The following is a 22968-nucleotide window of genomic DNA, read 5'->3' as shown; positions in this document are numbered from 1 at the left end:
ACATCAACCCAAAGCTACTGCGTAGGCAGCGGCTGCCAAGCACTGATGCGCGTTGCTACCTCCATGGGCACTACGCTCCGGATACAACTGCATACCGAAGCGTCTTGGCGGCAGTCGTTGCAATCGGGTTTGTCGAGCACGAGGTGCTCGGCCCGGGGGCCTAGTGGTGCCCAGCGGCCAGGGTGCATTGGGCGCATGGGTACAAACAAACCTAGGGCATGCTTGCCAAGCGCAGCCGCTAAGTGTACAGGCCCCGTGCTGGCAGCCACTAACCCATCGGCTAAAGCAATAAAACTGATAAGCTGTCCTAGGGAAAGCCGACCGGTAAGGTTGGTGCAAACGTCAACATGCTCCTGCAGCCAAGGTTGCAGCTTTTGCCCCTCGGCTGCGGTGCCGGTAATAAATACCCGATGGCCTTGTGCGTGCAGTAATCGGGCTAGCTGTCCGTAGTAATCAAGAGGCCAATCGCGTCCGCTGCCGCGCGAGCCAGGGTGCAACACCACATGCAGCTGCTGGGCTCGGCTACGCGCGAGCAGTGCTGCTACCTCGGCAGGTACCGGCTCAATGGGCATCAGCTTACCTAGGGGCTGCAGCTCCGCTTGCTCAGGTATGCGGTGCAGCCCAAGCGGACGAAGTAAGTGGCAGTTGAGTTGCGCCTCGTGCAGGGGCGAATGCCGGCGGCTAAGCGCCACTAGCCGGTTACACGTAAGCCAATGAAACCACCGGCTGCGCGTACCGATGCGTTGGCTGATGCCGGCTTTACGCGCCAAAGCAGCCAAACGGCGGTTCGGGAACACGTGCACCATGGCATCGGCTTGCACCCGGCGCAAGGCACGAACTTGCTCGGCCTTGGGCAGCTGCCGTAACTCGTCGTCGTTCAAAAATTCATCAACTGTGGGGCAAGCAGCTGCTACGGCCTGCGTGTAGCTGCGGCCCAGCAATACCACGCGGCATTCGGGGTATTGTTGCTTCAGCCAACCGCACAGGGGCAACGTAAGCACTACGTCGCCGATGGCGTCGGTGCGGCTGATGATAAACGTCTTCATGGGCGAGCAGCGGCTTGCTGGTTGATAACGCGCAGCTTGGCGTACTTCACGAACACGCTACAGGCCGAGAGGTAGGCAATGCTGAGGCCGGCAAAACCATCGAGCATACCTAGGCGCAGGAAATACATGTGCACAAACTTCCAGGCGGGCTTCAGCCACAATTGCCAAGTAGCTACGCGTTTACCCTTAGTAGCTAGCTCTTGAGCGCCGATGGTGCTGAAGCGGTTGAACTGCGCCAAATGCTGTTCGATGGAATCGTAGGAGTAGTGCAGCAAATCGTGCTGCAAGGCCTGCACGGCTTGTCCGGTGGCTACCTCGTACCGCTCGTGCAGCAGATGGCCTTGCCAGCCACCTAGGCGCCGGTCGTAAAGGCGCAGCTTGCGGTCGGGGTACCAGCCGCCGTGGCGCACCCAGTGGCCGCAGTAGTTGGTGAGGCGCGGCAAAGTGTAGCCGGCGGCCTGCCAGTTAGCTTTTACCTGTCCGATTTCAATTCGCAGCTCTTCGGTCAGTACCTCGTCGGCGTCAAGCTGCAGCACATGGTCGTAGCGGGCTTGGGCGGTGGCAAAGTTCTTCTGCTGCACGTAGCCCGCGAAAGGATGATGCACTACGCGGGCACCGTATTCTTCGCAAATAGCTACTGTGCGGTCGGTGGAGCCCGAATCAACTACTACCACGTCATCGGCCACATCACCTAGGGCTGCCAAGCAGCGGGCGACGTTGGCTTCTTCGTTGAACGTGATGATGACGACGGAAAGCTGGATTGCGGGCATATTGCCCGCAAATATCGGGTATTGCTTTGCTAGTGCTTAGCAAGCGTTTGGGCTCGAGTCGAGTAATTGGATTAGCGGCTTGTCTTGCGGCCCTCGCACGCAGCTATATTGCTGCATTGTTACCCATATGGCCCTCATGCGCTTACTGCTATTCTGCCTGCTTCTATTACCAAATCTGAGCTTTGCTCAGCATTATTTTTATACGCCTGATTGCGCCCTGCCAACCGCTAAGAAAAACATCACCATTGGCTACACCGCCAACGTGCTGGTAGCTGGGCGCCGCATCCCCAATCATACAAGCGAGCAAACGCCGGCTGATGGTGCTTTGCCCATCATGTCGTTGCGCTACGGCTTCGATGTTGAAGCCTCAGCACAAGCCTACCAAAGCGGCGACTTTGCTAAAGCAGCAGCATTGCTCGAAGAGCCAGCTCGTCAGGAGCCCGATAACCTATACATCCTGACTCATTATGCGCGGGCATTATTTCAGCAGACAGCCACCAAAGGCCGTAGCTTCACGGTGTACCGGCAACTCATAGCGCAATTAGATGAGGAATTGCAGGAGGGTCCTACCAGCGCCACCGTTGATGCTAGCTTCTTGGAAGCGTACTGGAAGCTCGGGGTACTACGTCTGGATAACCAGCAGTGGGCCGAAGCCGACTATGATATAACTCGCTTTTTGATCGGACTGAGGGCAGCTGATCAACTCAACACTCCTATTCACGAGCAGGCCTTAAGCTACCTTACCGAATGCCATTATATGATGGGACACGCTGAGCTGTGTCGCTATTTTGGCAATAAAACGCTGCAGCTATTTCCGGGCAATACTTACGTACGGAAATACCTCTCGGCCCTATCCATAGCAAAACCTTCAATGCGTAAGAGCTAAGCCATAACTCCTCATCAATTTTGGATTTCTATATTTGGTCGACACTATTAAACCAATATACTCTCTATGCTAATACTAGCTTGGTCTGTCCTGAATGTAGTGCTTGCAATGCTCGTGTTGGTGGCCACTTTCAAAGTTTTTAATTTACTCCGAAACAAGATCGGGCTAGCTTGGACCAGCGTACTTGTTTTAGGACTGCTGCTTAGTGGTTGCGGTGCTAACTCTGACATGACCAGTGCAAAGCGTAACCTCATCGAGCGCGATACCAAGGCACGTGGTAACGCTCTAACCCTAACACGTCAAGAATTGGGACCTAGCAGCAAGCTTGAGTTTCTACTGGAATACAATAAAGCAGGTGACTCGTGGCAGCCAAATGGACTATATGCCACTGCAAGCGGTTTCCTTTTTGGTCATGCTTGGGAGCCAATGGCTGGCATGGCTACTCAACAGGGCCAGCGCTGTCAGTACTTCGTAGCAATGCTACACAAATGGAAGCTGTTGGGCATGCCTATTTACAGCACCTCCGAAGATTACACCGGCTATTTTTCCCTGAAGTAATAGCCGCAAACAAAAAGCCCCGCCGGAGTATTTCGGCGGGGCTTTTTGTTTGTGCTAAGCAACTCTTAGTAGCGGTACAGGTCCGACTTGAACGGGCCTTCTACCGGTACACCAATGTAGTTGGCTTGCTTCTCGTTGAGCTCGTCCAGCTCAACGCCAATTTTGGCAAGGTGCAGGCGGGCCACCATCTCGTCGAGGTGCTTAGGCAAGGTATATACCTTGTTTTCGTAGCTGTCGTGGTTCTGCCAGAGCTCCAGCTGAGCCAGTGTCTGGTTGGTAAACGAATTCGACATCACGAACGAGGGGTGCCCGGTGGCACAGCCCAGGTTTACTAAACGACCTTCGGCAAGAATGATAATCTCTTTGCCATCGATGGTGTACAGATCAACCTGCGGCTTAATGGTGTCCTTCGTGTGGCCGTAGTTCTTATTCAGCCACGCCATGTCAATTTCATCGTCGAAGTGACCGATGTTGCAGACAATAGCCTTGTCTTTCAGGGCACGGAAGTGCTCCTCCGTTACGATGTCGCAGTTGCCGGTGGTCGTGATGACGATATCGGCATCCTTGATGGCGTTGGCCATCTTTTTCACCGCGTAGCCATCCATGGCAGCCTGCAGCGCGCAAATCGGGTCGATTTCCGTTACGATTACGCGGGCACCAGCACCACGCAGCGAAGCAGCGGTGCCTTTTCCTACGTCGCCGTAACCGGCTACCACAGCCACTTTGCCGGCCATCATGATGTCAGTAGCACGACGAATGGCATCGACAGCCGACTCTTTGCAGCCGTACTTGTTATCGAACTTCGACTTGGTTACCGAGTCGTTGATGTTGATAGCGGGCAAGGGCAGCTTGCCCGCCTTCATGCGCTCTACCAGGCGCAGTACGCCTGTGGTGGTTTCCTCCGAGATACCGCGGATGCCGGGCACCAGCTCGGGGTAGCGGTCGAGCACCATGTTGGTAAGGTCGCCGCCGTCGTCGAGGATCATGTTCAGGGGCTGACGGTCTTCGCCGAAGTAGAGCGTCTGCTCAATGCACCAGTTAAACTCCTCCTCGTTCATGCCTTTCCAGGCATATACCGCAGTACCAGCAGCAGCAATAGCAGCAGCGGCGTGGTCCTGGGTCGAGAAGATGTTGCACGACGACCAGGTTACCTCGGCACCTAGGGCCTGCAGCGTCTCGATGAGGACAGCGGTTTGAATGGTCATGTGCAAGCAGCCGGCGATGCGGGCACCTTGCAGGGGCTTGCTGGCGCCGTACTGCGCGCGCAGCGCCATCAGACCCGGCATTTCGGCCTCAGCCAAACGGATTTCCTTGCGGCCCCATTCGGCCAGCGAAATGTCTTTTACCTTGTAGGGTACGTAGGTCGTCTCAACCATAATATTGGAATTTTCGCAATCCAACTACAAAGGTAGCTAATTTGTTGGCCTTTGCCAGTATGTAATTGGGCTGCACACAGGAAGGTGTTAGCGCTATCAATCAGCCTATCAGATCAATACGCAGCCTGTCATTACCCTTCGGAAACTGTTTTCAAGGAGCCTTACAGGCAAGCTCAAGGGTAAAAATTAACCTAGGCAAACTGCCGAACAGCCGAACGTATCGGAGCGCAGCAGTGTTAAGCAGATTATATCCAGAGATATAATTATTTCTGGGTAATTGCCACCTACCTTTGTATCATGCGTTCTCTTATCTCGCTGGCTTTAACGCCTAAAAGCCGCCGTTTTGCTTTGTCGTTGCCGCTGGCCTTGGGCTTAGCTGGTGCTGCTTATGCACAAGCGCCCAAAAAGCCGGTGCAGTACATCAAACTTAGCCCCGAGGACCAAGACAGGAGCCTGAATGGCCCACAGAAAAACTTTTGGTTTGCAACCGGCAACAGCGAGGATTATCAGAACGCGGGCTTTTTTGGCCAACGCCTACGCCCCTACGTAGCGCACGATGCCGAAGCCTTGGCTAGCCTTAACCGTTACCGCCGCCAAAAATGGATGCTGCTGGGCGAGCGGGCTGTGTTTATGGGTGCCGTGGGCGTGTATGCCCAGCAGGTACTGAGTGGTGATGAGCAACAGTATTTCAACAACACCCAAAAGGTAGCCATTGGCGTAGCCCTAGGTAGCTTACTCAGCAACGCGCTGATTACCCACCGCACCAACGAGCACTTTATTCGGGCGGTAGAGGCGCATAATGCCACTTTACCATCGGCGCGCCGTATGGGCTTTTTGCAGGTTAAGCCCGATGTGCTAGGCGTGACGGCCCCAACCGGCCGCCCGCAACTGCTCGTGGGCTGGACGCTGCGCTAACCCAGGCTCCTTACCTTAGCGCCGTAAAAGCGCATTTTATTTGTGATGGATGTTTCGCTGTCGGCAGCGGCTCGGCAGTACGTAGCCGAGCATCTGCACGATGACCCCGCTACGCTGGCCTTGCAAGCCCGGCGCTACCCCGATCTGCCCGTACGCGAATTGGTACAACAGATTCAGGCCCGCCAGAAAGCCAAAGCCAAACTGCCAGCCTGGGCTGCTAATCCCGATTTGGTATTTCCTCCCTCGTTATCCGTGGAGCAGGCTTCGTCGGCTCGCACGGCTGCGTTCAAAGCCGAGCTGGTGTCGGGCGCCCGTATAGCCGACCTTACCGGCGGTTTTGGGGTTGATACCAGCTACTTTGCCCAGCAAGTGGGCGAAGTGCACTACGTGGAGCGCAACGCCCAGCTAGCCGAGGTGGTGCGCCACAACCTCGGCACCCTAGGTATCAGCAATGTGCAGGTGCACGTGGGCGATGCCGCCGCGTGGTTGCGCGAGCAGCCCGATGGCTACTTCGATTGGATTTACCTCGACCCAGCCCGCCGCGATACCGCCGACAAAAAGATCTTTCGGTTGGCCGACTGCGAGCCCGACGTGCTGCGCCTGCTGCCGTTGCTGCTGCGCAAAGCCGAGCGCGTGCTGCTGAAAACCTCGCCTATGCTCGATGTGGAACAAGCGCTGCAGGAGCTGGGGCGCGTGCGTCGGTTGTGGGTAGTAGCCGTGGACAACGAGTGCAAGGAGGTGCTCTACGAGTTGGGCCAGGAGGCGGCCATCGACCCGGAGCGGCTTACCGTGAACCTGATGCGAGACGGGCGCGAGCAAACCTTCCGCACCAACCGCACCCGCGAGGCCAAGGCCACACCACGCTACGCCGAACCCCAAACCTACATCTACGAGCCCAACGTGGCCGTGCTAAAGGCTGGCGGGTTTAAAAACGTTGGGGCTAGCTACAACTTACTGAAGCTGCACCAGCACAGCCACCTCTACACATCGCACACGCTGCGCGAAGATTTTCCTGGCCGCATCTTCCGGTGCCGGGCGGTGTGCAAGTACGATAAGAAGGAGTTGCTCGCCCACCTCGACGCCGACCAGCGGGCCCACGTAACGGTGCGCAACTTCCCCGATTCGGTAGCCGATTTTCGGTACCGCACGGGCATTCGGGAAGGCGGCACCACGTACCTGCTTGCCACTACCGACTTGCGCAACCGCCTGATAGTACTGATCTGCGACCGACTTAATCATTACCCGGGTGCAACCCCAGAGCAGCAATAACAGAAGCGCCCGAACCAACAGGTTTGGGCGCTTTGCTTTTACCCTAACTACTTGGCCGGGCTCGTCCATTTATTGCCCCTGATGCGGAAGCGCCACGGCAAGGCTGCGTCGTCGCCGGCGTAGTCAATGCCGACGCGTGGGCTGGCCACTACCTGCTCATCGGGCACTTGCTCGCCTAGGTCTTCGATCCAAATGAGGTTGCCGGTGAGGTCGGTGCCGTAGTGCTTGGTGCTGATACCCAGGGCCTGCGTGAGCAAGCCTGGGCCTGCGGTAAGTTTGGGCACGATGCTGGTGATGCCCCTGCGCAGTTGCATTTCAGCTATGCCCTCGGTAGGCTCAAGCCCCCGTACCAGCACGGCATCGGCTTTGCCAGCTTCGTTGGTGATGATGTTGAACAGGGCGTAGCGACCGTAGATGAGGTACACGTAGGCCACCCCGCCGGCCTCGTACATTACGCTGGTGCGCTTGGTGAAACGCCCTAGGTGTGAGTGGCAGGCTTGGTCGCCTATGTGGGCATATGCTTCCGTCTCGACAATGCGGCCACCGGTCAGCACTCCATCGATGCAACTAAACAGGTATTTGCCGAGCATGTCGCGGGCCAGCGCCACTACATCGGGCTGGCGGTAATAGTCGTGCGTAAGCTTCATGCTCGGCTATACGTAGCTAGGGCCTGCGTGCGGTTATGTCTGTCTCAAGGATAATACGGGCGTGCAAAAAATCCGCGTAATCAAGCAAATCCGAAACGCTGCGTATCTTTGGCGGTGCATGGGTGGCCAAACCCCGATTGTGGGGCGAGGCTGAAAAGGGAATGCCGTGAGATTCGGCGACTGTCCCCGCAACTGTGAGCTTCACCGTACCCTGCGCCGAGCCTCTCTTCGCCACTGTTCCTGCGAAAGCCACCTAGGCTGGAGGAATGGGAAGGCCGCCCGGCGCCGAAGCAAGTCAGGAGACCTGCCCGTGCAACTTTAGTGTTCGGCGCCTGCGGAGGACGGGCGGAGAATGAATCGATTTCGGCCCGATGTTGCCGCAACGGGCTATTTACCCTGATTCTGACTCGGCTTTGCGAGTGGCCTTACGGGTTGCGCGCAGGGTTCTGAACCGAATTTTTCGACCCCGAAAATTTTGGTTCGGATGTACGCTTTTACCTCTTTCCGGCTGCTGGGCAGCGGCTGGGCTACGGTGGCATTATGGCTCAGTACCTCGGCTACTGCCCAGGCGCAGGCACCCCGCTCCCCTACCCCATCCGATACTACTCGGCAAGTGTTGCCCTCGGTGCAGGTGCAGGGCTTGCGCCCCACACGCTACGCCGCCGGCAGCCGCTTCACCGTGCTCGATTCGGCCGCGCTGGTGTCGTTCAAGTCGGCCTCGGTGGCCGATGCTTTGTCGGCCCGCACGCCGCTGCACCTGCGCACCTACGGGCCGGGGCAGCTGGCCACGTTATCTATCAGGGGCACTTCGGGGCGGCATACCGCCGTGCTCTGGAATGGCTTTAGCATCAACTTCCCTACCCTCGGCGAGGCCGACATGGCGCTGCTGCCGGTGGCCTCGGTGGGCCAAATAAGCGTGCAGCACGGGCCCGCCGCTGCGCTGTACGGCACCGGTGCCATGGGTGGTGCCGTGGTGCTGGGCTCGGCCACCCCTAGGCTGGGCCAGCAGGTAAATGCTACGCTTGAGGCGGGCAGCTTCGGCTACGGCGCCGTGAGCTTCGACGGCAGCCACCGCGACGAGCACGTAGCCGTGCAAACCAGCCTGCTGGTGCGCTCCTCAGAAAATAACTTCCCGTATACAGCTCTTGATTTTGGTGGCCCCGTGCAGCGGCGCCAAGCCAGCGCCGCCTTGCGGCAGAGCAGCTTTACGCAGCAGCTAAGTGTGCAGCTCAGCCCCAAAGCAGAGCTAACAGGCGCGGCGTGGTTTACCCGTTCCGACCGCGAAATTCAGCCCTCGATTGGCTCGGTTGATGCGCACGCCCGCCAGCAGGATGAAAGTGGCCGAGTAGTGCTGGGCTACCGCCGGCGCGGCGCCCGCAGCGAAACCGCCGTACGCGCCGCCCGCTTTGCCGACAACATCCGCTACTACAACGACAATGTGCAGCCCAGCAACTCGACTACGGTGGTGTGGCAGGCCCAAGCCGAGCACACCTTGCAGTGGTGCCCCAACGCCAGCCTGCGCCTGGGTACCGAAGCCCAACACTTCGTGGCCGATGTAGATGGCTACCGGCGGCACATTACCGAGCAACGCTACGCCGGCTTTGCCCTGCTGCGCTACGACCCTACGGCTCGCCTACGCCTTACGCTGAATGCTCGCCAGGCCGTGCTACCCGGCCGCCGGGCACCGGTGGCGCCTACCCTAGGTGCCGAATACCAACTCTGGCGCACCCAGCAACAGCAGCTTTGGCTGAAAGCCAACGCAGCCCGCAGCTACCGCTCCCCCACGCTTAACGAGCGGTACTGGGGTGGAGCAGAGCGCAAGGAGCTGCTGCCTGAAAGCGGCGTGGGCTACGAAGGCGGCCTGCACTACGAGGCGCTACTGGGCACACAATTGCCCGTGGCCGTACAAGCCGACCTGACGGCCTACCACTTGCTGGTTGATAACTGGGTGGAGTGGATTGAGGCACCCACCCTCGCGCCGCGCAACGTGCGGCGGGTGCGCAGCCGCGGCCTGGAGGCCAGCACGCAAGCCCAACTGCGCCTAGGTGCTTATCAGCTGAGTGCCACGGCCGCCTACGCCTACACGCAAGCCCGCAAGGTAAGCGGCTACGCTGCCGACCTCGACCCCATTGGCAACCAGCTGCGCTACGTGCCGCTGCACTCGGCCTCGGTAAGCACGCAGCACGGGTGGCGCAACTGGCAGCTTACCGTTAATGGCGTGTTCACGGGCTACCGCTACACCAACGCCTCGGCCAACGACTACCTGCCGGGCTACGCCTTGCTGCATGCCAGCACCGGCCGCACGGTGCACCTAGGGCGCTACACCCTCACGGGCTTGGTACAGGGCTACAACCTCACCAACAAAAGCTACCAGAACTACGCCGGCCGCGCCATGCCCGGCCGCTCGGCTACGGTAAGCTTACGCCTGGGCTGGCGCTAGGTACTTTATGCTGAATTACTCATTCTCACTCACCCTATCTACTCCGCAGACATGCAACTTCTGATGCGCCGCCAGTGGCTACCCGCCTTGGCTGTAACGTCCCTACTACTGGGCGCCTGCAACCCCTCCGACGACAACAACGAGCAACCGGCTCCGCAAGTAACCAAGGCCGTGTACGTGGCCAACCAAGGCAACTTTGGCACCCCCACCGGCTCGGTAACGGTGTACGACAAGCCCAGCAAGCAGGCCGATAAAGACCCCTTCCAGCGGGCCAACGGCCGCTCGGCCGGCGACGTGGTGCAGTCGGTAGCCTCGATCGGCGACAGGCTCTTTATCGTGGCCAACAACAGCGGCAAGATCGAGATTGTGAATGCAGCCGATTTCCGCTCGGTGGGCCAAATCAGCAACCTCTCGCAGCCGCGCTACGTGGTAGCCGCCTCAAGCAGCAAAGCCTACGTAACCGAGTGGCAGGGCAAGGCACCCAACTACACCGCGGGCCGCGTTTCGGTTATCGATCTGAACACCTACCAGGTTACCAAAACCATTGCCGTGGGTCGCAACCCCGAGCAGCCGCTGCTGGCCGAGGGCAAGCTTTACGTGCCCAACTCCGATGAGAACACCGTAACGGTAATCAACACCGCTACCGATGCGGTAGAAACCACTTTAACCTACACCGACGGCCCCCAGAACCTGCAGCGCGACAACGCCGGTAACATCTGGCTGCTGTGCAGCGGCATTACGCGCTACGGCGGTGCGCCCAACTACCCGGTGCTTTCGAACACGCCCGCTGCCTTGCACCGCTTCACGCCCACGGCGGCTGCGCGTCCGCAAACCTTCTCGTTTACTTCGGGCGGCGCCAACGACCTCAGCATTTCGCCTGATGGTACGCAGCTGTACTACCGCTACGCGGGTGCGGTGTACCGCATAGCCACCTCGGCTGCGGCCCTGCCCACCACGCCCTTTGTTCGCCGCCGCTTTATGGCCATCAATGTCGACCCGACCGAAGGCGAGCTGTACGGCGCCCTAGGTTCGTACACGGCCGATGGCAAAACCATTCGGTACAACACCTCGGGCGCGGCTATCGACTCGTTTAACGTAGGCCTGATTCCGGGCGACATCTCGTTCCGCTAAGCTGCGTAATCAGCCTGCACACAACAAGGCCCCGCAACCACCTAGGTTGCGGGGCCTTTGTATTAAGTAGCGGCACCAGCCGAGGGTTAGTCGGCTATGCCGTCGTTGTTGCGGTCTTTCCGGTTGCGGGCATTTTGGTACTGCCGTTCGCGGAAGCTGGTGGCGGTGTCGCGCTGCATGCGGGTGCTATCCACCCCGCCCGATGGGTGCCGGGCGCCGGGGTCGAGCGCAATTTTCTCGTGGCCGCGTTCCACATTCGTGTCGCCCGATTCGGTGCCGGTGCTGCAGGCCGTAAGGCCCGCTGCCAGCAGCAGGGCCGCACCCAAGTAGCTAAATGGGCGCAGCAGGTTGGAGGAGGTGTTCATGGCAGTGAGGAAGTAGATAAATAGTGTCGGGGCAATATACGTAACCGCTAAGCCCAGCGGTAACGCTGCGCTAGCACAAACGCCATTTCGGCGGATTGGTTATGTAGCTGATTTTACAGCCGTTTGCCACGGCCGCCGCCTTGCTTACCTGCGTACCCTAGGTGCACCCACCTGCCCCGCAACTGCCAGCTGATATCTTTGCCGTATGGCTGCTCCCCGTCGTCGTTCGTCTCAACCCACGCTCCTGCAACACCCATTACTGCGCCGAGCCGGCTTGCTGCTGGGCATCAGCGTGGTGCTTTCGTTTGCCCTCATTGCGTACCTGTTTGGGCTCGACAGCGGTTTTTTCGGCCGCTTGGCTGGGGCCACGTTCGTGTGGTTCACTCTGCTGAGTGTCACTTTTTTGGCGGTGGTGCCGTTTGTGAACTGGGCAGCCGATAACTGGTTTGGCCGCACCTGGGCCGAAGCCCCTACCCCGCAGCCCAAGCGCCGCAGCCGCCCCGCGGCCGCTGCTTCCAAACCCAACCGTCCGGCATCTTCGCGGTTGTCGGAGAAAGACGCCAACTCGTGAGTACCGAACTGCACATCAAGAACATGGTTTGCCCGCGCTGCATCAGCACGGTGAAATCCGTTTTGGAGCAAGCCGGCCTGCAGCCGCTGGAGGTAACCCTAGGTCATGCCGTGCTCGATGAAAGCACCCCTGCCGACATCGCGCAGTTGCAGCCTTTGCTGCAGGCCGAAGGATTTGAGCTGCTTAAGAACAAAGACGAACAGCTGGTAGAGCAGGTAAAAACCGCCTTAGCCGAGTACCTCGAGCACCTGCGCACGGCGCGCGTGCCGCTTACCACCTCGGCTTTTCTAGCCGAACGGTTCGAGGCTTCGTATGCGCACCTAAGCAAGCTGTTTTCGCGGGTAGTGGGCATCACGCTCGAGAAATACCTCATCCGGCTGAAGATTGAGCGCGTGAAGGAACTGCTGAGCTACGGCGAAAAAACCTTGGCCGAAATAGCCGACGAGCTGCGCTACAGCAGCAGCCAACACCTAAGCACGCAGTTTCGGCAGGTAACGGGCCAAACCGTAACGGAATACAAAGCCAAGCCCGAGCGCACTTCGCTTGATCAGATAGCGTAGGCTCGCTTTATTCAGACGTTTCCCCTTCTCCTTCGTCGTTGCGGCTTAAGTCGCCTATGTTTCGCGCCTGCCGAAGAGGCACATCGAACGTTACAGGAATATTAAATGGTCTTCCAAGCAAGTTGGTGCCCTGCCTGAAAACGTTGTCCTCAACCACAACCTCGGCCTCGTAGCAACAATCGAAGAAGTTGACAAAGCCGCTGAACTCATTAGCTAACAAGCACACCGGAAATCCGGGCTTGTTATGGCCGCCAGCCTGAAAGTCTAAGTAAGTATCGAAGGTGCAACCCTCTATGTGCAAGCCTTGCAAGAAGTAGGCAAAGATGAAATCGGCTTGAATAAAATGCGTTTGCAACAGCGTAACCGCACATTCGAACGACACTCCTCCGGATGCGCTCAGGTGTTCTACACGGCAGTTTTCGATCAGCACCGGGTAGATAAAGCGGTAGTCATCAATTATCAATGTGGCCAAGTCGAGTTTACCGAGCACGTGGTAGTTGCGCAGAGGCTGCAAGCTTTGAATCCTGTGCAACGCCTCTTTAGCGTCAATAGGAGTAAGGATAAGCGTTGTATCAAGCATAGGTTGTTCGCGTGGCAGCCAAGGTAAGTCCATCTGCGGTCTACCTTTGCGGCACCTTTGCCGCCGTTTGGCGGTTGTTGCCCCGTGCCGACGAATTCTACGCCCCGCATCCTGCTCATCACGCCGCCGCTCACGCAGCTCAATACCCCCTACCCTGCTACGGCCTACATCACTGGCTTTCTGCGGGGTCAGGGCTTTCAGGTAGCGCAAGCCGACCTAGGGATTGAGCTCGTGCTGAAGCTGTTTTCGGCGGCGGGGCTGAGGCGCGTGTTCGATGCCGTGGAGCAAGGTGCGTTCGAGCTGAGCGACAACGCCCGCCGAATGCTGCGCCTGCGCCGGCGCTACGAGATGACCATCGAGCCGGTCATCCGCTTTCTGCAGAACAAAGACCTGACGCTGGCCCCTCGCATTTGCCACGGCCGCTACCTGCCCGAGGCCGCGCGCTTCGACCAAGTGGCCGACCTCGAAACGGCATTCGGCACCATGGGCCTTACCGACCAGGCCCGGCACCTCGCCACGCTGTACCTCGAAGACCTCAACGACCTCATCAAGGAAACCGTGGGGCCGCAGTTCGGCCTGAGCCGCTATGCCGAGCACCTAGGGCTGACGGCTACGTCGTTCGAGCCCATGCACACGGCCCTGCAGCAAGCTCCGAACCTAGTTGATGAGATGCTGCTGGAGCTGGGCACGGCGGTGCTCGAGCGCGAGCAACCCGATGTAGTTGGGTTTTCGGTGCCCTTTCCGGGCAACCTCTACGGTGCTTTGCGGCTGGCCAAGCACTTCAAGCAGTTGCGGCCCGCAGTGAAAACCCTGATGGGCGGCGGCTACCCCAACACCGAGCTGCGCCAGATTCAGGAGCCCAGGTTCTTCGACTACATCGATTACCTGACCCTCGACGACGGCGAAGGCCCCTGGCTGAAGCTGCTCGACTACTTCCAGGGCCAGCGCGACCTAGGCAATTTGCAGCGCACCTTCCACCGCAACGCCCTAGGTCGGGTGGAGTACCTTAACGGCTGCCAGGATGCCAACATCCCGCACACCGAGGTAGGCACGCCCGATTACGATGGCCTGCCCCTAACGGAGTACCTCTCGGTAATTGAGGTGCTGAACCCCATGCACCGCCTCTGGAGCGACGGCCGCTGGAACAAGCTAACCGTGGCGCACGGCTGCTACTGGAAGCGTTGCTCCTTCTGCGACGTTACGCTCGATTACATCAGCCGCTACGAAACCGCGCCGGCCACCTTGCTCGTCGACCGCATCGAGCAGATTGTGCGGCAAACCGGCCAAACCGGCTTCCATTTCGTCGACGAGGCCGCGCCGCCGCTGGCCCTGCGCGACCTAGCCATTGAGCTGCTGAAGCGCCGCGAGAGCATCACGTGGTGGGGCAACATCCGCTTCGAGAAAACCTTTTCGCCCGACCTCTGCCGATTGCTCGCTGCCTCGGGTTGCATTGCCGTATCGGGCGGCTTGGAGGTTGCCTCCGACCGCCTGCTGGCGCTGATGGAAAAGGGCGTGAGTATTGCCCAGGTAGCCCGCGTAACGGACGGCTTTACGCAAGCCGGCATTATGGTGCATGCTTACCTGATGTATGGCTTCCCTACCGAAACTGCCCAAGAAACCATTGACTCGCTGGAAGTGGTACGGCAGTTGCTGGCCGCGGGCGTGGTGCAATCGGGTTTTTGGCACCGCTTTGCCATGACGGCCCACTCGCCCGTAGGGAAAAACCCCGCGAAGTACCAAGTAGCGCAAATCGGGCCCGAGTTCGAGGGCTTTGCCTGGAACGACCTCTGGCACGACGACCCCACCGGTGCCGACCACGAGCAGTTTGGCCCGGGCCTTGCCAAGGCGCTGTACAACTACATGCACGGCGTGGCGCTTGAGGAGCCGCTGCAGTTTTGGTTTGATTTCCGGGTGCCTCGTACCACGGTGCCGCGCAACCTCATCGAGTCGGCGCTTACCGAGCCAGGCAAGCCCGATTCGGCCAAGCAAAACATGCGCGTGTTTTGGTTGGGCAACGCGCCGGACATCCGCTTCGAAATGCGCCAGAAAAAAGGCCGCCAAATCGAGCAGGCCATCCTGACGTTCTACGAGCAAGCCGAGGATTTCGAGCTGAAAACCACACCCATGATTGGCCAGTGGCTGCACCAGCTCCTAGGTGAGCTTGCCACCGATTACGACACCAAGCGCCTGCTTAAAGAAGTAGCCGCCAGCTACCCCGCCGCCGAAGCCGGCATGAGCTTCGAGGCGTTCATGATTTCGCCGCAGTGGTTGCTGTTGCGCGAAAAGGGCCTGTTGCTGGTGTAGCTACCCAGGTGCCCCATTAGTTACTGGTGCGCTCCTGCAGCCACTCGAGCTGCTCTTCGAGGTAGCCGGGCACGGGCCGGGGCCATTGCCACTGTTGCCCGGCTTCGCCATCGGCCACGGTGGCGGCGGGCAGGGTTAGCTCGTGGTTGGCTCCGGCGTACACCCGCACCAGCGAACTGCCGCGCCGGCCGGCCGCTAAGCGCAGCCGCTCGGCACTGACACGGGCATCAAGGCGTTCGTCGTGGGTGCCGTATTGCAGTAGCACCGGCACACGCACAGCTTGCCAGGCATCGCGCGGGTCGTAGTTCAGCTCGCGCCAGTAAAAGTTGGTTCTGATGGCCGCCGTATCGGGCAGTTGCTGCGGCAAGGTGGTGAAGCGGACCCATGGCTGCTGCAGGGCATTGCTCAGCAGCTCGGTGGCTTTGGTGGTTTCGGTTTTGCTGGTGGGCCGACGCACGTAGCGCTCCAATGCCTCGAAAGTGCGCTTGGCCTGCGCTTGCTCGCCTTTGGTGGCACCTTGCCTGGCCAAGGCCTCTTCGTTTTGATACTGCACTACATCGGCCAACGACATACCCGGCGCCGATACGCCCACCACAAAAGCAGCCGGCCGGCTTGGTTGCCCGGCTACCAGCGCGGCCACCGTAGCGCCTTGGCTGATGCCCCACAAGCCTACGCGCGCTGAATCAATTTCAGGGTTCAGCTTAAGCGTGCGCAGGGCAGCGGCGGCATCGGCAGCCAACTCCTGCAGGCCGAATTGCTGCGGCTGATTTTTGGGTGCGCGCGCATCGCGCCTGTCAAACACCAACGTGGCAATGCCGTGCCGCGCCAGCCAGCTGGCGTAGGTGCTTAGCTCGTGCTGCTGCGGCGTGGTGCTGCCGTGCAGCAGCACTACGGCGGGGTGTTGCAGCACGGTATCATTAGGTACTAGCAAGGTGCCATTAGCAGGGCCAGCGGCCGTTTGCCAGCGCAGGGCTACTTCGCGGTACGGGCTAGGAGGTGCTTGGTCGCGTCGAATTAGCAGCACCTCGGCTTGCAGCGAATCGGTTTTGAATGCGCCCTGCAGGAAATTGCCTTCATGCCGCAGGTTAAACTGCATGGCGCGGCCCTCGGGCTGGCGGTGCACAAAGCGCAGCTGCGGATGCTCGTAGCGCAATTGCTCGGCCGGGAAACCCAGCAGCAACCACTCCGGAAAATACAGTTCGGCTTGCAGCGCCTGCGTGGTGTCCTGCCGTACATCGAGCACCACGCGCAGTGGGGTACCATTAGCGGTAAGGGTGCCCTCGTAATGGCCGGTTGGGGGCGCCGCCTCGGTTTGCCGCCCCTCCGACGAACACCCACCTAGGGAAATCAGGGCCCAGCAACCGGTAAGCATCAGCAGCGCCCGCAAGCGTTGGCAGAAAAGCATAAGCACGCGTTCAGTGTTCCTGTATGCAGCTACTGCCTCCTAGGTGCAGTAGCTGCTGCCAAATGTAGGCACCTGCTGCCAACGAAGCGCGGCCCGCGGTATTACAGACCCTTGCGCAAAATGAGGTCGTGCTGTAGGTCTTGGCCCAGCTTAAAGTCGATGCCACCAATGTGCTTGAAGCCGAAGCGGCGGTAAAACTCTATGGCCCGCTCGTTTTTCTCCCACACGCCCAGCACCACCGAGCGGCAGCCACGCTGCCGTGCTTCCTCAATGCAGCGCCGCATTAGGGCTGCACCCAGGCCGGTACCAATCCAGTCTTCCAGCACATACAAGCGCTGGATTTCGGCCCGGGTGCTTACGTCGGAACCCGGCTCGGCACCTAGGGCCGACGGGATGATGAGCTTGGCGTACCCCACCACCTCCTGCTGCATCATCGCCAGAAAGAAGAAAGAATTGGGCGCCTGCAGTTCGGCCAGTTGCTTATCGGGGCTGAAAGTTTGCTCGAGGTACTCGGCCATATCCTCGGGCTTGTTTTGGGCAGCAAAGGCCTCGTGGAAAGTACGACGGCCCAAAATGGCTAGCTGCGCAGCGGTGGCAGCGTTGCGTTTGGCAGTGATAATACGGAGCGGAGATGACATAGCACGGCAAGTTAGGCAGCCCGAGCCGGTAGCTGCGCAAAACTGGTGTTCTTGGGCGTCGCAACGATTTCTGAAGCAGCAGGCGCGAATGCCCTAGGTAATGGCGCCTCAACCGGGCTCATCCGATATATGCCCGTCGCGCCGCATGCGCCAACCAAAGCGAATCAGCAACACAGCCACCACCAGCATCAGCACCGACATTATCAGATAGGTCGTATTCACGCCAGCCCAGCCGGCGCCGTTCCACTCGCTGGCCACTACTCCAAACCGGAGCACTTGCGCAATTACCAGCAAGCCGCCGGCTACAATAAACAACAAGCCGACGAGGCGGCGCGAACCAGGCTTTAGGCGCGAAGTGGGCATGCAGCAAAACAACTAATTTGCTGCTTATACGGGCCACGCCGCAGTTGCGAATCTGATTTAACGCCGTATTTTTGTTTTACCATCATCAGCGGGAGTAGCTCAGTTGGTAGAGCATCAGCTTCCCAAGCTGAGGGTCGCGAGTTCGAGCCTCGTTTCCCGCTCATTCAGGATAAGCCACTTAGCAGCAATGCTGAGTGGCTTATTTGTTTTCGGTGCCCACGTCATGTGCTTGTTTTCGGTAAAGCGGCACTATTAACTGAGCTCAGCTACATCTAAACAACTGTCCAGTCCTACCAACCAGCCCCGTGCGGCAGGTTCCGTAACCTTTGCACTACCTCCTGCGATTTAGAAAGCTCCAACCGACAGCTTTTTAAACCGTGCACCATGAATCAGCCTACCGATAACCGTTTGCCAGACGACGCTGCTAACCAGCCAGTTGCTAACCAAGGCACCTCTTCCCTAGGTACTTCGCAAAGCAATTCGGGTCAAGAAGCAACTGCTGGGCAGCCATGGCGAAACAAGGCAACCAACCTGCTGAAAAGCGGCAATGCAAGCAACATTCAGGATACGATCCGCCAGGCCTCGAAGACATCAAGCGATACTTGGCGTCAACTAACCACCACGCAAAAGCTGCTTGCCGGTGGGGCCCTGGCCCTAGGTGGTTGGCTGCTGCTACGCGGGGGCGGCAAAGCCAAGGCAACCAGTCGGGTGCAAAAGCGCAGCCGCAAACAGGCCAAGGCCCTGCACGAGTTGCTATTGTTCGTGAACGACCGCGTTGATGGCTACCGGCGTGCACACCACGAAAGCCGCGACGCCGAACTCCGCAGCTACTACCACGAGTTAGCCGGCAAAAGCCACGAATTTGCCACTCGCTTGAACACCTACCTGCGCGATAAAGCCGCCGAATACGAACATGGCACCACGCACAAAGGCAAGCTGTACCGGGGCTGGATGAAAGCCAAAGCTACCCTCACCGGCCACGACGAGAAGGCTATTCTGGAGGACAACATTTACGGCGAAGAGTGGGCCCTGAAAGCTTACGAAAAAGCCCTGCGCGAGCCTGCGCTTCTAGGTGCCCTGGGTGCCGAAGTGGAGCGGCAGTACGCCCACGCCCGCCAAACCTATGCGCGGCTCCAGCAGCTCCGCGACCAACAGCAGCACTGAGCGCTGTTTCCTGCCCCTAACAACGACGCCCTAGGTAACTACCTAGGGCGTCGTTGTTAGGGGCAGGAGTGGATAAACCTACTTAGCTTTCCGGAAGGTGTAGCGCGTGAGGAAAATACCCTGGCCGGTGGTGCCGGTGTTCTGCAGGGTTTGCGTAAGCGGCGTTACCTGAAACAGTTCCCAGCCATCCTCCGTCACTTCGCTCAGGTAGCGCAGGATGGTTTCTTCATTGGTCTTGACGTTGCCGATGTTGATACCCGTGAGGCTGAATAGGTTTTCCATCTGGGCTTCTTTGGTGCCTTTGAACTCGGGCGTAAACAGCACCCGCGACCGGCCCAGCCCACCGGCCACGATAGACTCAATAGTGGTCATTTGCATATACTGATAGCCTGCTGCTTTTCCCTGCGCGAGGGTGCGCTGGGGCAACAGCGGTAGCACCAACAAAAGCAGCAAGGGCAGCAGGCGAAGAAAACGATGGTTGCGCATGGCATGGTGGCGGTAAAGTTGAGAGTGCTCAAAATTATCGCCCCAAATAGCTTCCGCCAACGCATGATGATGTGAGGTGTGCAGGCAACATCTGGCTTTCAGGCGGTGTATAACTTCTTCTATTCTAGTCCGCTTTATGCCCAATCCCAATCAACTTCCGACGTACGCCCCCGGTACCAAGCATCTGCACGTAGTTATCGAAACCGTCAAGGGCAGCCGCAATAAGCTAGCCTTCGACCCACATCTGGGCTTGTTTAAATTAAAAGGGGTGCTGCCCGAAGGCAGCTTCTTCCCATACGATTTCGGCTTCGTGCCCTCTACCCTCGCCGACGACGGCGACCCACTCGATGTGCTGCTGCTAATGGACGCGCCTACGTTTCCGGGCTGCGTGGTAGAAGCCCGCGTGATTGGGGTGCTCGAAGCCGAGCAGACAGAAACCAACAAAGCTACCGAGCGCAACGACCGGCTCCTGGCCGTAGCTGCTGAGTCGCGCATGCACAGCGATGTAACGGATGTGAGCGACTTACCGGAGCAGCTAATGCGCGAAATCGAGCACTTCTTTGTGGCTTACAACCAAGTAAAGGGCTGGCAGTTTAAGGTAACAAGGCGCAGCGGCCACAAACGAGCCGAGGAAATCGTGCGAAAAGCCATTCAGCAAGCCTGAGCGCCGCATGGAACAAGTGATTAACGATCTGCTGGGCTTGCAAGCCACTGCCGAGACCATAAGCCCCTTGCAAATGGCCCTGCGGGCTGTTGTTGTGTTTATTGTTGCGCTGCTGTTACTTCGATTTTCTGGCAAACGCACTTTTGGCAGCACCTATTCTTTCGATGTGGTACTCAAGATCATCATAGGATCGGTGCTTGGTAGGGCCGTCGTGGCGGCGTCGCCGTTTGGCGCTACGTTGCTGGCTTGCGTAGTGATGGTGGGCCTGCACCGTCTGGTGGCATCGGCTACTTACCGAAGCCCGGCTTTGGGCAGGCTCATCAAAGGCAAGGCGGTGGTACTTGCCGAAAACGGCAAACTACACCACGAAAACATGCGCGCCCACAATGTTACCGAACACGACGTGCAGGAAGGCGTGCGGAGTGCCGCGAATACCGACGATCTGGAGCAACTGGCGGCCGTTCGACTAGAGCGCGACGGCAGCATCACCGCCCTCAAAAAGCTGAGACAGGATAATTAGGGACTTTACCCAGACAACCCCGTAAGCCCAAGCAGAGGCCACCTGCTCAGTTGTACTTAACTACAAATTTGAGCTGGCACTTCACAACAACGCCGCCCATTCAAGCATAACCTGAATGGGCGGCGTCGTTGTGAAGTGCCAGCCTTAGCTAATCGCGCTTCGTCTTCAGCAGTTGCCGCAACGAAGCCAGCTCGTCGCGGAACTTGGCGGCCTGCAAGAAGTCGAGCTCCTTGGCGGCGGCTTCCATCTGCTTTTCGGTTTGCTTGATGAGCTTCTCTAGGTCGACTTTGCTCATCATGGCCACCACGGGCTCGGCTGCAATGGCCAACCCGCCGCCATCCTCGTCGGGGCCAGCGTAGGCTTGCGGCTCCGGCACGCGGTAGTCCGACAGCGACGTTTGCTCCATGATGGCCTCGCGCGACTTGCGCACCGTTTTGGGCACGATGCCGTGCTCCAGGTTGTAGGCCATCTGGGTGGCGCGGCGGCGGTTGGTTTCGTCCATGGCGCGCTGCATCGAGCCGGTAATGCGGTCGGCATACATGATAACCTTGCCGCGGTCGTTACGGGCGGCGCGGCCCATGGTCTGGATGAGGCTGCGCTGGTCGCGCAGGAAACCTTCCTTGTCGGCATCGAGAATAGCTACCAACGACACCTCGGGCAAGTCGAGGCCCTCGCGCAGCAAGTTCACGCCGATGAGCACGTCGATTTCACCTAGGCGCAGCTGGCGCAAAATCTCCACGCGGTCGAGGGTTTTTACATCGGAGTGCACGTAGCTCACCTTGATGTTCAGGCGCTCCATGTACTTGGTAAGTTCCTCGGCCATGCGCTTGGTGAGCGTGGTTACAAGCACCCGGTCGCCTTGCTTCACGCGGTTGTCTACCTCGTCGAGCAGGTCGTCGATCTGGTTGATGCTGGGGCGTACTTCAATCTCGGGGTCGAGCAGGCCGGTGGGGCGAATAATTTGCTCCACTACCACACCACCCGAGCGCTCCAGCTCGTAATCGGCCGGCGTGGCCGACACGAAAATGGCCTGTTGGTACATGCTCTCGAACTCGTTGAACGTAAGCGGGCGGTTGTCCATGGCTGAGGGTAGGCGGAAGCCGTACTCCACTAGCGCGGTTTTGCGGCTTCGGTCGCCGCCCCACATCGCGCGGATCTGCGGCATGGTTACGTGGCTTTCGTCGACGATGAGCAGGTAATCCTTCGGGAAATAATCGAGCAAGCAGAACGGGCGCGAACCCGGCATGCGGCCATCGAAATAGCGCGAGTAGTTCTCGATGCCCGAGCAGTAGCCCAACTCCCGAATCATCTCCAGGTCGAACTCGGTGCGCTCCACAATGCGCTTGGCTTCGGCATCGCGCCCCTCCTTCTCGAAGTAGGCGTGCTGCTGCACCATGTCGAACTGAATGTCTTTAATGGCTTGGTGCAGTGTGTCTTTGCCCGTAACGAACAAGTTGGCCGGAAACAGCGCAATGTCCTTTTCCTCGCCCAGCTTTTTGCCGCTGGCCGGGTCGATGCGGTGAATGGCTTCGATTTCGTCGCCGAAGAAGTAGACGCGGTAGGCGTAGTCGAGGTACGCCGGGAAAATGTCGACGGTGTCGCCCTTCACGCGGAAGGTGCCGCGCGTAAACTCCTGCTCGGTGCGCGAGTACAAAATCTGCACAAACTGGTAGAGCAGGTTGTTGCGCGAGTGGCGCATGCCGGGTTTCAGAAACAGCACGTTTTTGCCAAACTCCTCGGGGTTGCCGATGCCGTAGATGCACGACACCGAGGCCACCACAATCACGTCGCGGCGGCCACTCAGCAGCGACGACGTGGCGTGCAGGCGCAGCTTCTCGATTTCCTGGTTGATGGCCAAGTCCTTCTCAATGAAGACATCGGTGCTGGCAATGTAGGCCTCGGGCTGGTAGTAGTCGTAGTAGCTGATGTAGTACTCGACGGCGTTGTTCGGGAAGAATTGCTTGAACTCGCCGTAGAGCTGCGCGGCCAGCGTTTTGTTGTGCGCCAGAATAAGCGCCGGGCGGCCGGTTTGGGCAATTACGTTGGCAACGGTGAAGGTTTTGCCAGTACCGGTGGCACCCAGCAATACCTGCGACGGTTCGCCCGACTCGACGCCGCTCACGAGTTGCGCAATGGCTTTGGGCTGGTCGCCGGTGGGCTTGAATTCGGAGGTCAGTTGGTACTCCATACGGAGGGGTTTCGGAGAGCGGGAAAGATAACCCTTCTTAACTGCAGCGCGCCTCTTGGGGTTTCCGAAGAAGCAAAAGAAAACCCCACAACCGGAAACCGGCTGCGGGGTTTTGCTTGGGT

General features: G+C 58.9%; 23 protein-coding genes, 1 tRNA gene and 1 riboswitch. Of the genes, 13 read left to right on the top strand and 11 right to left on the bottom strand.

Annotation, left to right across the window (positions count from 1 at the left end):
• Positions 1–14: 14 nt before the first annotated feature.
• Together ASU33_RS17615 and ASU33_RS17610 are read right to left on the bottom strand one after the other, a co-directional pair.
• Positions 15–1046: a glycosyltransferase family 9 protein gene (locus ASU33_RS17615; RefSeq protein WP_059072140.1), complete on the bottom strand. Its 1032-nt coding sequence runs from the start codon at positions 1044–1046 to the stop codon at positions 15–17.
• Positions 1043–1816, bottom strand: coding sequence for a glycosyltransferase family 2 protein (locus ASU33_RS17610; RefSeq protein ID WP_059072139.1), 774 nt, complete (start codon positions 1814–1816; stop codon positions 1043–1045). The genes ASU33_RS17615 and ASU33_RS17610 overlap by 4 nt, the downstream gene beginning before the upstream one ends.
• A 136-nt stretch (positions 1817–1952) precedes the next feature.
• On the opposite strand from ASU33_RS17610, the gene ASU33_RS17605 reads away from it, so the two are divergent.
• Complete coding sequence (locus ASU33_RS17605; protein WP_149867288.1) at positions 1953–2702, top strand: tetratricopeptide repeat protein; 750 nt, start codon at positions 1953–1955, stop codon at positions 2700–2702.
• 66 nt (positions 2703–2768) lie between these two features.
• A complete protein-coding gene (locus tag ASU33_RS17600) occupies positions 2769–3260 on the top strand; it encodes a hypothetical protein (RefSeq protein ID WP_059072137.1) in 492 nt (163 codons plus the stop codon).
• Between the two features lie 65 nt (positions 3261–3325).
• Here ASU33_RS17600 and ahcY read toward each other — a convergent pair whose 3' ends face one another.
• Positions 3326–4636, bottom strand: coding sequence for an adenosylhomocysteinase (gene ahcY, locus ASU33_RS17595; protein ID WP_059072136.1), 1311 nt, complete (start codon positions 4634–4636; stop codon positions 3326–3328).
• Between the two features lie 297 nt (positions 4637–4933).
• On the opposite strand from ahcY, the gene ASU33_RS17590 reads away from it, so the two are divergent.
• Complete coding sequence (locus ASU33_RS17590) at positions 4934–5551, top strand: hypothetical protein (protein WP_059072135.1); 618 nt, start codon at positions 4934–4936, stop codon at positions 5549–5551.
• Positions 5552–5596: 45 nt separating this feature from the next.
• Positions 5597–6820, top strand: coding sequence for a THUMP-like domain-containing protein (locus ASU33_RS17585; protein WP_059072134.1), 1224 nt, complete (start codon positions 5597–5599; stop codon positions 6818–6820).
• A 47-nt stretch (positions 6821–6867) separates the two neighbouring features.
• On the opposite strand, the gene ASU33_RS17580 is transcribed toward ASU33_RS17585, so the two are convergent.
• On the bottom strand, positions 6868–7467 hold the full coding sequence (locus ASU33_RS17580; RefSeq protein WP_059072133.1) for a DNA-3-methyladenine glycosylase: 600 nt from the start codon (positions 7465–7467) through the stop codon (positions 6868–6870).
• Between the two features lie 103 nt (positions 7468–7570).
• A riboswitch (cobalamin riboswitch) is annotated at positions 7571–7793 on the top strand.
• Positions 7794–7951: 158 nt separating this feature from the next.
• Between ASU33_RS17580 and ASU33_RS17575 the strand changes: the two genes are divergently transcribed.
• Positions 7952–9907: a TonB-dependent receptor gene (locus tag ASU33_RS17575; RefSeq protein WP_059072132.1), complete on the top strand. Its 1956-nt coding sequence runs from the start codon at positions 7952–7954 to the stop codon at positions 9905–9907.
• 51 nt (positions 9908–9958) lie between these two features.
• The gene (locus tag ASU33_RS17570; protein WP_059072131.1) at positions 9959–11038 is read left to right on the top strand and encodes a DUF5074 domain-containing protein; all 1080 of its coding nucleotides are present in this window, start codon (positions 9959–9961) and stop codon (positions 11036–11038) included.
• 86 nt (positions 11039–11124) lie between these two features.
• Here ASU33_RS17570 and ASU33_RS17565 read toward each other — a convergent pair whose 3' ends face one another.
• On the bottom strand, positions 11125–11403 hold the full coding sequence (locus tag ASU33_RS17565) for a hypothetical protein (protein WP_059072130.1): 279 nt from the start codon (positions 11401–11403) through the stop codon (positions 11125–11127).
• A gap of 205 nt (positions 11404–11608) precedes the next feature.
• Here ASU33_RS17565 and ASU33_RS17560 point away from each other — a divergent pair, with 205 nt between their 5' ends.
• Both ASU33_RS17560 and ASU33_RS17555 read left to right on the top strand, forming a co-directional pair.
• Entirely contained in the window at positions 11609–11974 is a 366-nt protein-coding gene (locus tag ASU33_RS17560; RefSeq protein ID WP_149867287.1) for a hypothetical protein, read from the top strand.
• Positions 11971–12534: a helix-turn-helix domain-containing protein gene (locus tag ASU33_RS17555; protein ID WP_059072128.1), complete on the top strand. Its 564-nt coding sequence runs from the start codon at positions 11971–11973 to the stop codon at positions 12532–12534. The genes ASU33_RS17560 and ASU33_RS17555 overlap by 4 nt, the downstream gene beginning before the upstream one ends.
• 7 nt (positions 12535–12541) lie before the next feature.
• Here ASU33_RS17555 and ASU33_RS17550 read toward each other — a convergent pair whose 3' ends face one another.
• Positions 12542–13114: a hypothetical protein gene (locus ASU33_RS17550; RefSeq protein WP_059072127.1), complete on the bottom strand. Its 573-nt coding sequence runs from the start codon at positions 13112–13114 to the stop codon at positions 12542–12544.
• 84 nt (positions 13115–13198) lie between these two features.
• On the opposite strand from ASU33_RS17550, the gene ASU33_RS17545 reads away from it, so the two are divergent.
• The gene (locus tag ASU33_RS17545) at positions 13199–15418 is read left to right on the top strand and encodes a B12-binding domain-containing radical SAM protein (protein WP_059072126.1); all 2220 of its coding nucleotides are present in this window, start codon (positions 13199–13201) and stop codon (positions 15416–15418) included.
• 16 nt (positions 15419–15434) lie between these two features.
• Here ASU33_RS17545 and ASU33_RS17540 read toward each other — a convergent pair whose 3' ends face one another.
• From ASU33_RS17540 to ASU33_RS17530, 3 genes are all read right to left on the bottom strand, one after another.
• Positions 15435–16823, bottom strand: a complete 1389-nt coding sequence (locus ASU33_RS17540; protein WP_059072125.1) for an alpha/beta hydrolase family protein — start codon at positions 16821–16823, stop codon at positions 15435–15437.
• A 101-nt stretch (positions 16824–16924) separates the two neighbouring features.
• Positions 16925–17461, bottom strand: a complete 537-nt coding sequence (locus ASU33_RS17535) for a GNAT family N-acetyltransferase (RefSeq protein ID WP_059072124.1) — start codon at positions 17459–17461, stop codon at positions 16925–16927.
• A 108-nt stretch (positions 17462–17569) separates the two neighbouring features.
• Positions 17570–17824 (bottom strand): hypothetical protein, encoded by a 255-nt coding sequence (locus ASU33_RS17530; protein ID WP_059072123.1) that lies wholly within the window; start codon positions 17822–17824, stop codon positions 17570–17572.
• A gap of 88 nt (positions 17825–17912) precedes the next feature.
• On the opposite strand from ASU33_RS17530, the gene ASU33_RS17525 reads away from it, so the two are divergent.
• Positions 17913–17985: transfer RNA gene (locus tag ASU33_RS17525), tRNA-Gly, on the top strand.
• 223 nt (positions 17986–18208) lie between these two features.
• Positions 18209–18988 (top strand): PA2169 family four-helix-bundle protein, encoded by a 780-nt coding sequence (locus tag ASU33_RS17520; protein WP_059072122.1) that lies wholly within the window; start codon positions 18209–18211, stop codon positions 18986–18988.
• A gap of 78 nt (positions 18989–19066) precedes the next feature.
• On the opposite strand, the gene ASU33_RS17515 is transcribed toward ASU33_RS17520, so the two are convergent.
• Complete coding sequence (locus tag ASU33_RS17515) at positions 19067–19474, bottom strand: hypothetical protein (RefSeq protein WP_149867286.1); 408 nt, start codon at positions 19472–19474, stop codon at positions 19067–19069.
• Between the two features lie 136 nt (positions 19475–19610).
• Here ASU33_RS17515 and ASU33_RS17510 point away from each other — a divergent pair, with 136 nt between their 5' ends.
• On the top strand, positions 19611–20138 hold the full coding sequence (locus ASU33_RS17510) for an inorganic diphosphatase (protein WP_059072120.1): 528 nt from the start codon (positions 19611–19613) through the stop codon (positions 20136–20138).
• Positions 20139–20145: 7 nt separating this feature from the next.
• Positions 20146–20658 carry a DUF421 domain-containing protein gene (locus ASU33_RS17505; protein WP_059072119.1) on the top strand — a complete coding sequence of 171 codons (513 nt, stop codon included), beginning with the start codon at positions 20146–20148 and terminating at the stop codon, positions 20656–20658.
• 148 nt (positions 20659–20806) lie between these two features.
• On the opposite strand, the gene uvrB is transcribed toward ASU33_RS17505, so the two are convergent.
• Positions 20807–22846, bottom strand: a complete 2040-nt coding sequence (gene uvrB, locus ASU33_RS17500) for an excinuclease ABC subunit UvrB (RefSeq protein WP_059072118.1) — start codon at positions 22844–22846, stop codon at positions 20807–20809.
• Positions 22847–22968 lie beyond the last annotated feature (122 nt).

This window comes from Solirubrum puertoriconensis, assembly GCF_001483135.1.
Taxonomy (GTDB): Bacteria; Bacteroidota; Bacteroidia; order Cytophagales; family Hymenobacteraceae; genus Solirubrum; species Solirubrum puertoriconensis.
This window is presented reverse-complemented; position numbering and strand designations above follow the sequence as displayed.

Coding starts and splice junctions, on each gene's coding strand:
- ASU33_RS17615 (WP_059072140.1), bottom strand. CDS start 1,046: ATGAAGACGTTTATCATCAGCCGCACCGACGCCATCGGCGACGTAGTG.
- ASU33_RS17610 (WP_059072139.1), bottom strand. CDS start 1,816: ATGCCCGCAATCCAGCTTTCCGTCGTCATCATCACGTTCAACGAAGAA.
- ASU33_RS17605 (WP_149867288.1), top strand. CDS start 1,953: ATGCGCTTACTGCTATTCTGCCTGCTTCTATTACCAAATCTGAGCTTT.
- ASU33_RS17600 (WP_059072137.1), top strand. CDS start 2,769: ATGCTAATACTAGCTTGGTCTGTCCTGAATGTAGTGCTTGCAATGCTC.
- ahcY (WP_059072136.1), bottom strand. CDS start 4,636: ATGGTTGAGACGACCTACGTACCCTACAAGGTAAAAGACATTTCGCTG.
- ASU33_RS17590 (WP_059072135.1), top strand. CDS start 4,934: ATGCGTTCTCTTATCTCGCTGGCTTTAACGCCTAAAAGCCGCCGTTTT.
- ASU33_RS17585 (WP_059072134.1), top strand. CDS start 5,597: ATGGATGTTTCGCTGTCGGCAGCGGCTCGGCAGTACGTAGCCGAGCAT.
- ASU33_RS17580 (WP_059072133.1), bottom strand. CDS start 7,467: ATGAAGCTTACGCACGACTATTACCGCCAGCCCGATGTAGTGGCGCTG.
- ASU33_RS17575 (WP_059072132.1), top strand. CDS start 7,952: ATGTACGCTTTTACCTCTTTCCGGCTGCTGGGCAGCGGCTGGGCTACG.
- ASU33_RS17570 (WP_059072131.1), top strand. CDS start 9,959: ATGCAACTTCTGATGCGCCGCCAGTGGCTACCCGCCTTGGCTGTAACG.
- ASU33_RS17565 (WP_059072130.1), bottom strand. CDS start 11,403: ATGAACACCTCCTCCAACCTGCTGCGCCCATTTAGCTACTTGGGTGCG.
- ASU33_RS17560 (WP_149867287.1), top strand. CDS start 11,609: ATGGCTGCTCCCCGTCGTCGTTCGTCTCAACCCACGCTCCTGCAACAC.
- ASU33_RS17550 (WP_059072127.1), bottom strand. CDS start 13,114: ATGCTTGATACAACGCTTATCCTTACTCCTATTGACGCTAAAGAGGCG.
- ASU33_RS17540 (WP_059072125.1), bottom strand. CDS start 16,823: ATGCTTTTCTGCCAACGCTTGCGGGCGCTGCTGATGCTTACCGGTTGC.
- ASU33_RS17535 (WP_059072124.1), bottom strand. CDS start 17,461: ATGTCATCTCCGCTCCGTATTATCACTGCCAAACGCAACGCTGCCACC.
- ASU33_RS17530 (WP_059072123.1), bottom strand. CDS start 17,824: ATGCCCACTTCGCGCCTAAAGCCTGGTTCGCGCCGCCTCGTCGGCTTG.
- ASU33_RS17520 (WP_059072122.1), top strand. CDS start 18,209: ATGAATCAGCCTACCGATAACCGTTTGCCAGACGACGCTGCTAACCAG.
- ASU33_RS17515 (WP_149867286.1), bottom strand. CDS start 19,474: ATGCGCAACCATCGTTTTCTTCGCCTGCTGCCCTTGCTGCTTTTGTTG.
- ASU33_RS17510 (WP_059072120.1), top strand. CDS start 19,611: ATGCCCAATCCCAATCAACTTCCGACGTACGCCCCCGGTACCAAGCAT.
- ASU33_RS17505 (WP_059072119.1), top strand. CDS start 20,146: ATGGAACAAGTGATTAACGATCTGCTGGGCTTGCAAGCCACTGCCGAG.
- uvrB (WP_059072118.1), bottom strand. CDS start 22,846: ATGGAGTACCAACTGACCTCCGAATTCAAGCCCACCGGCGACCAGCCC.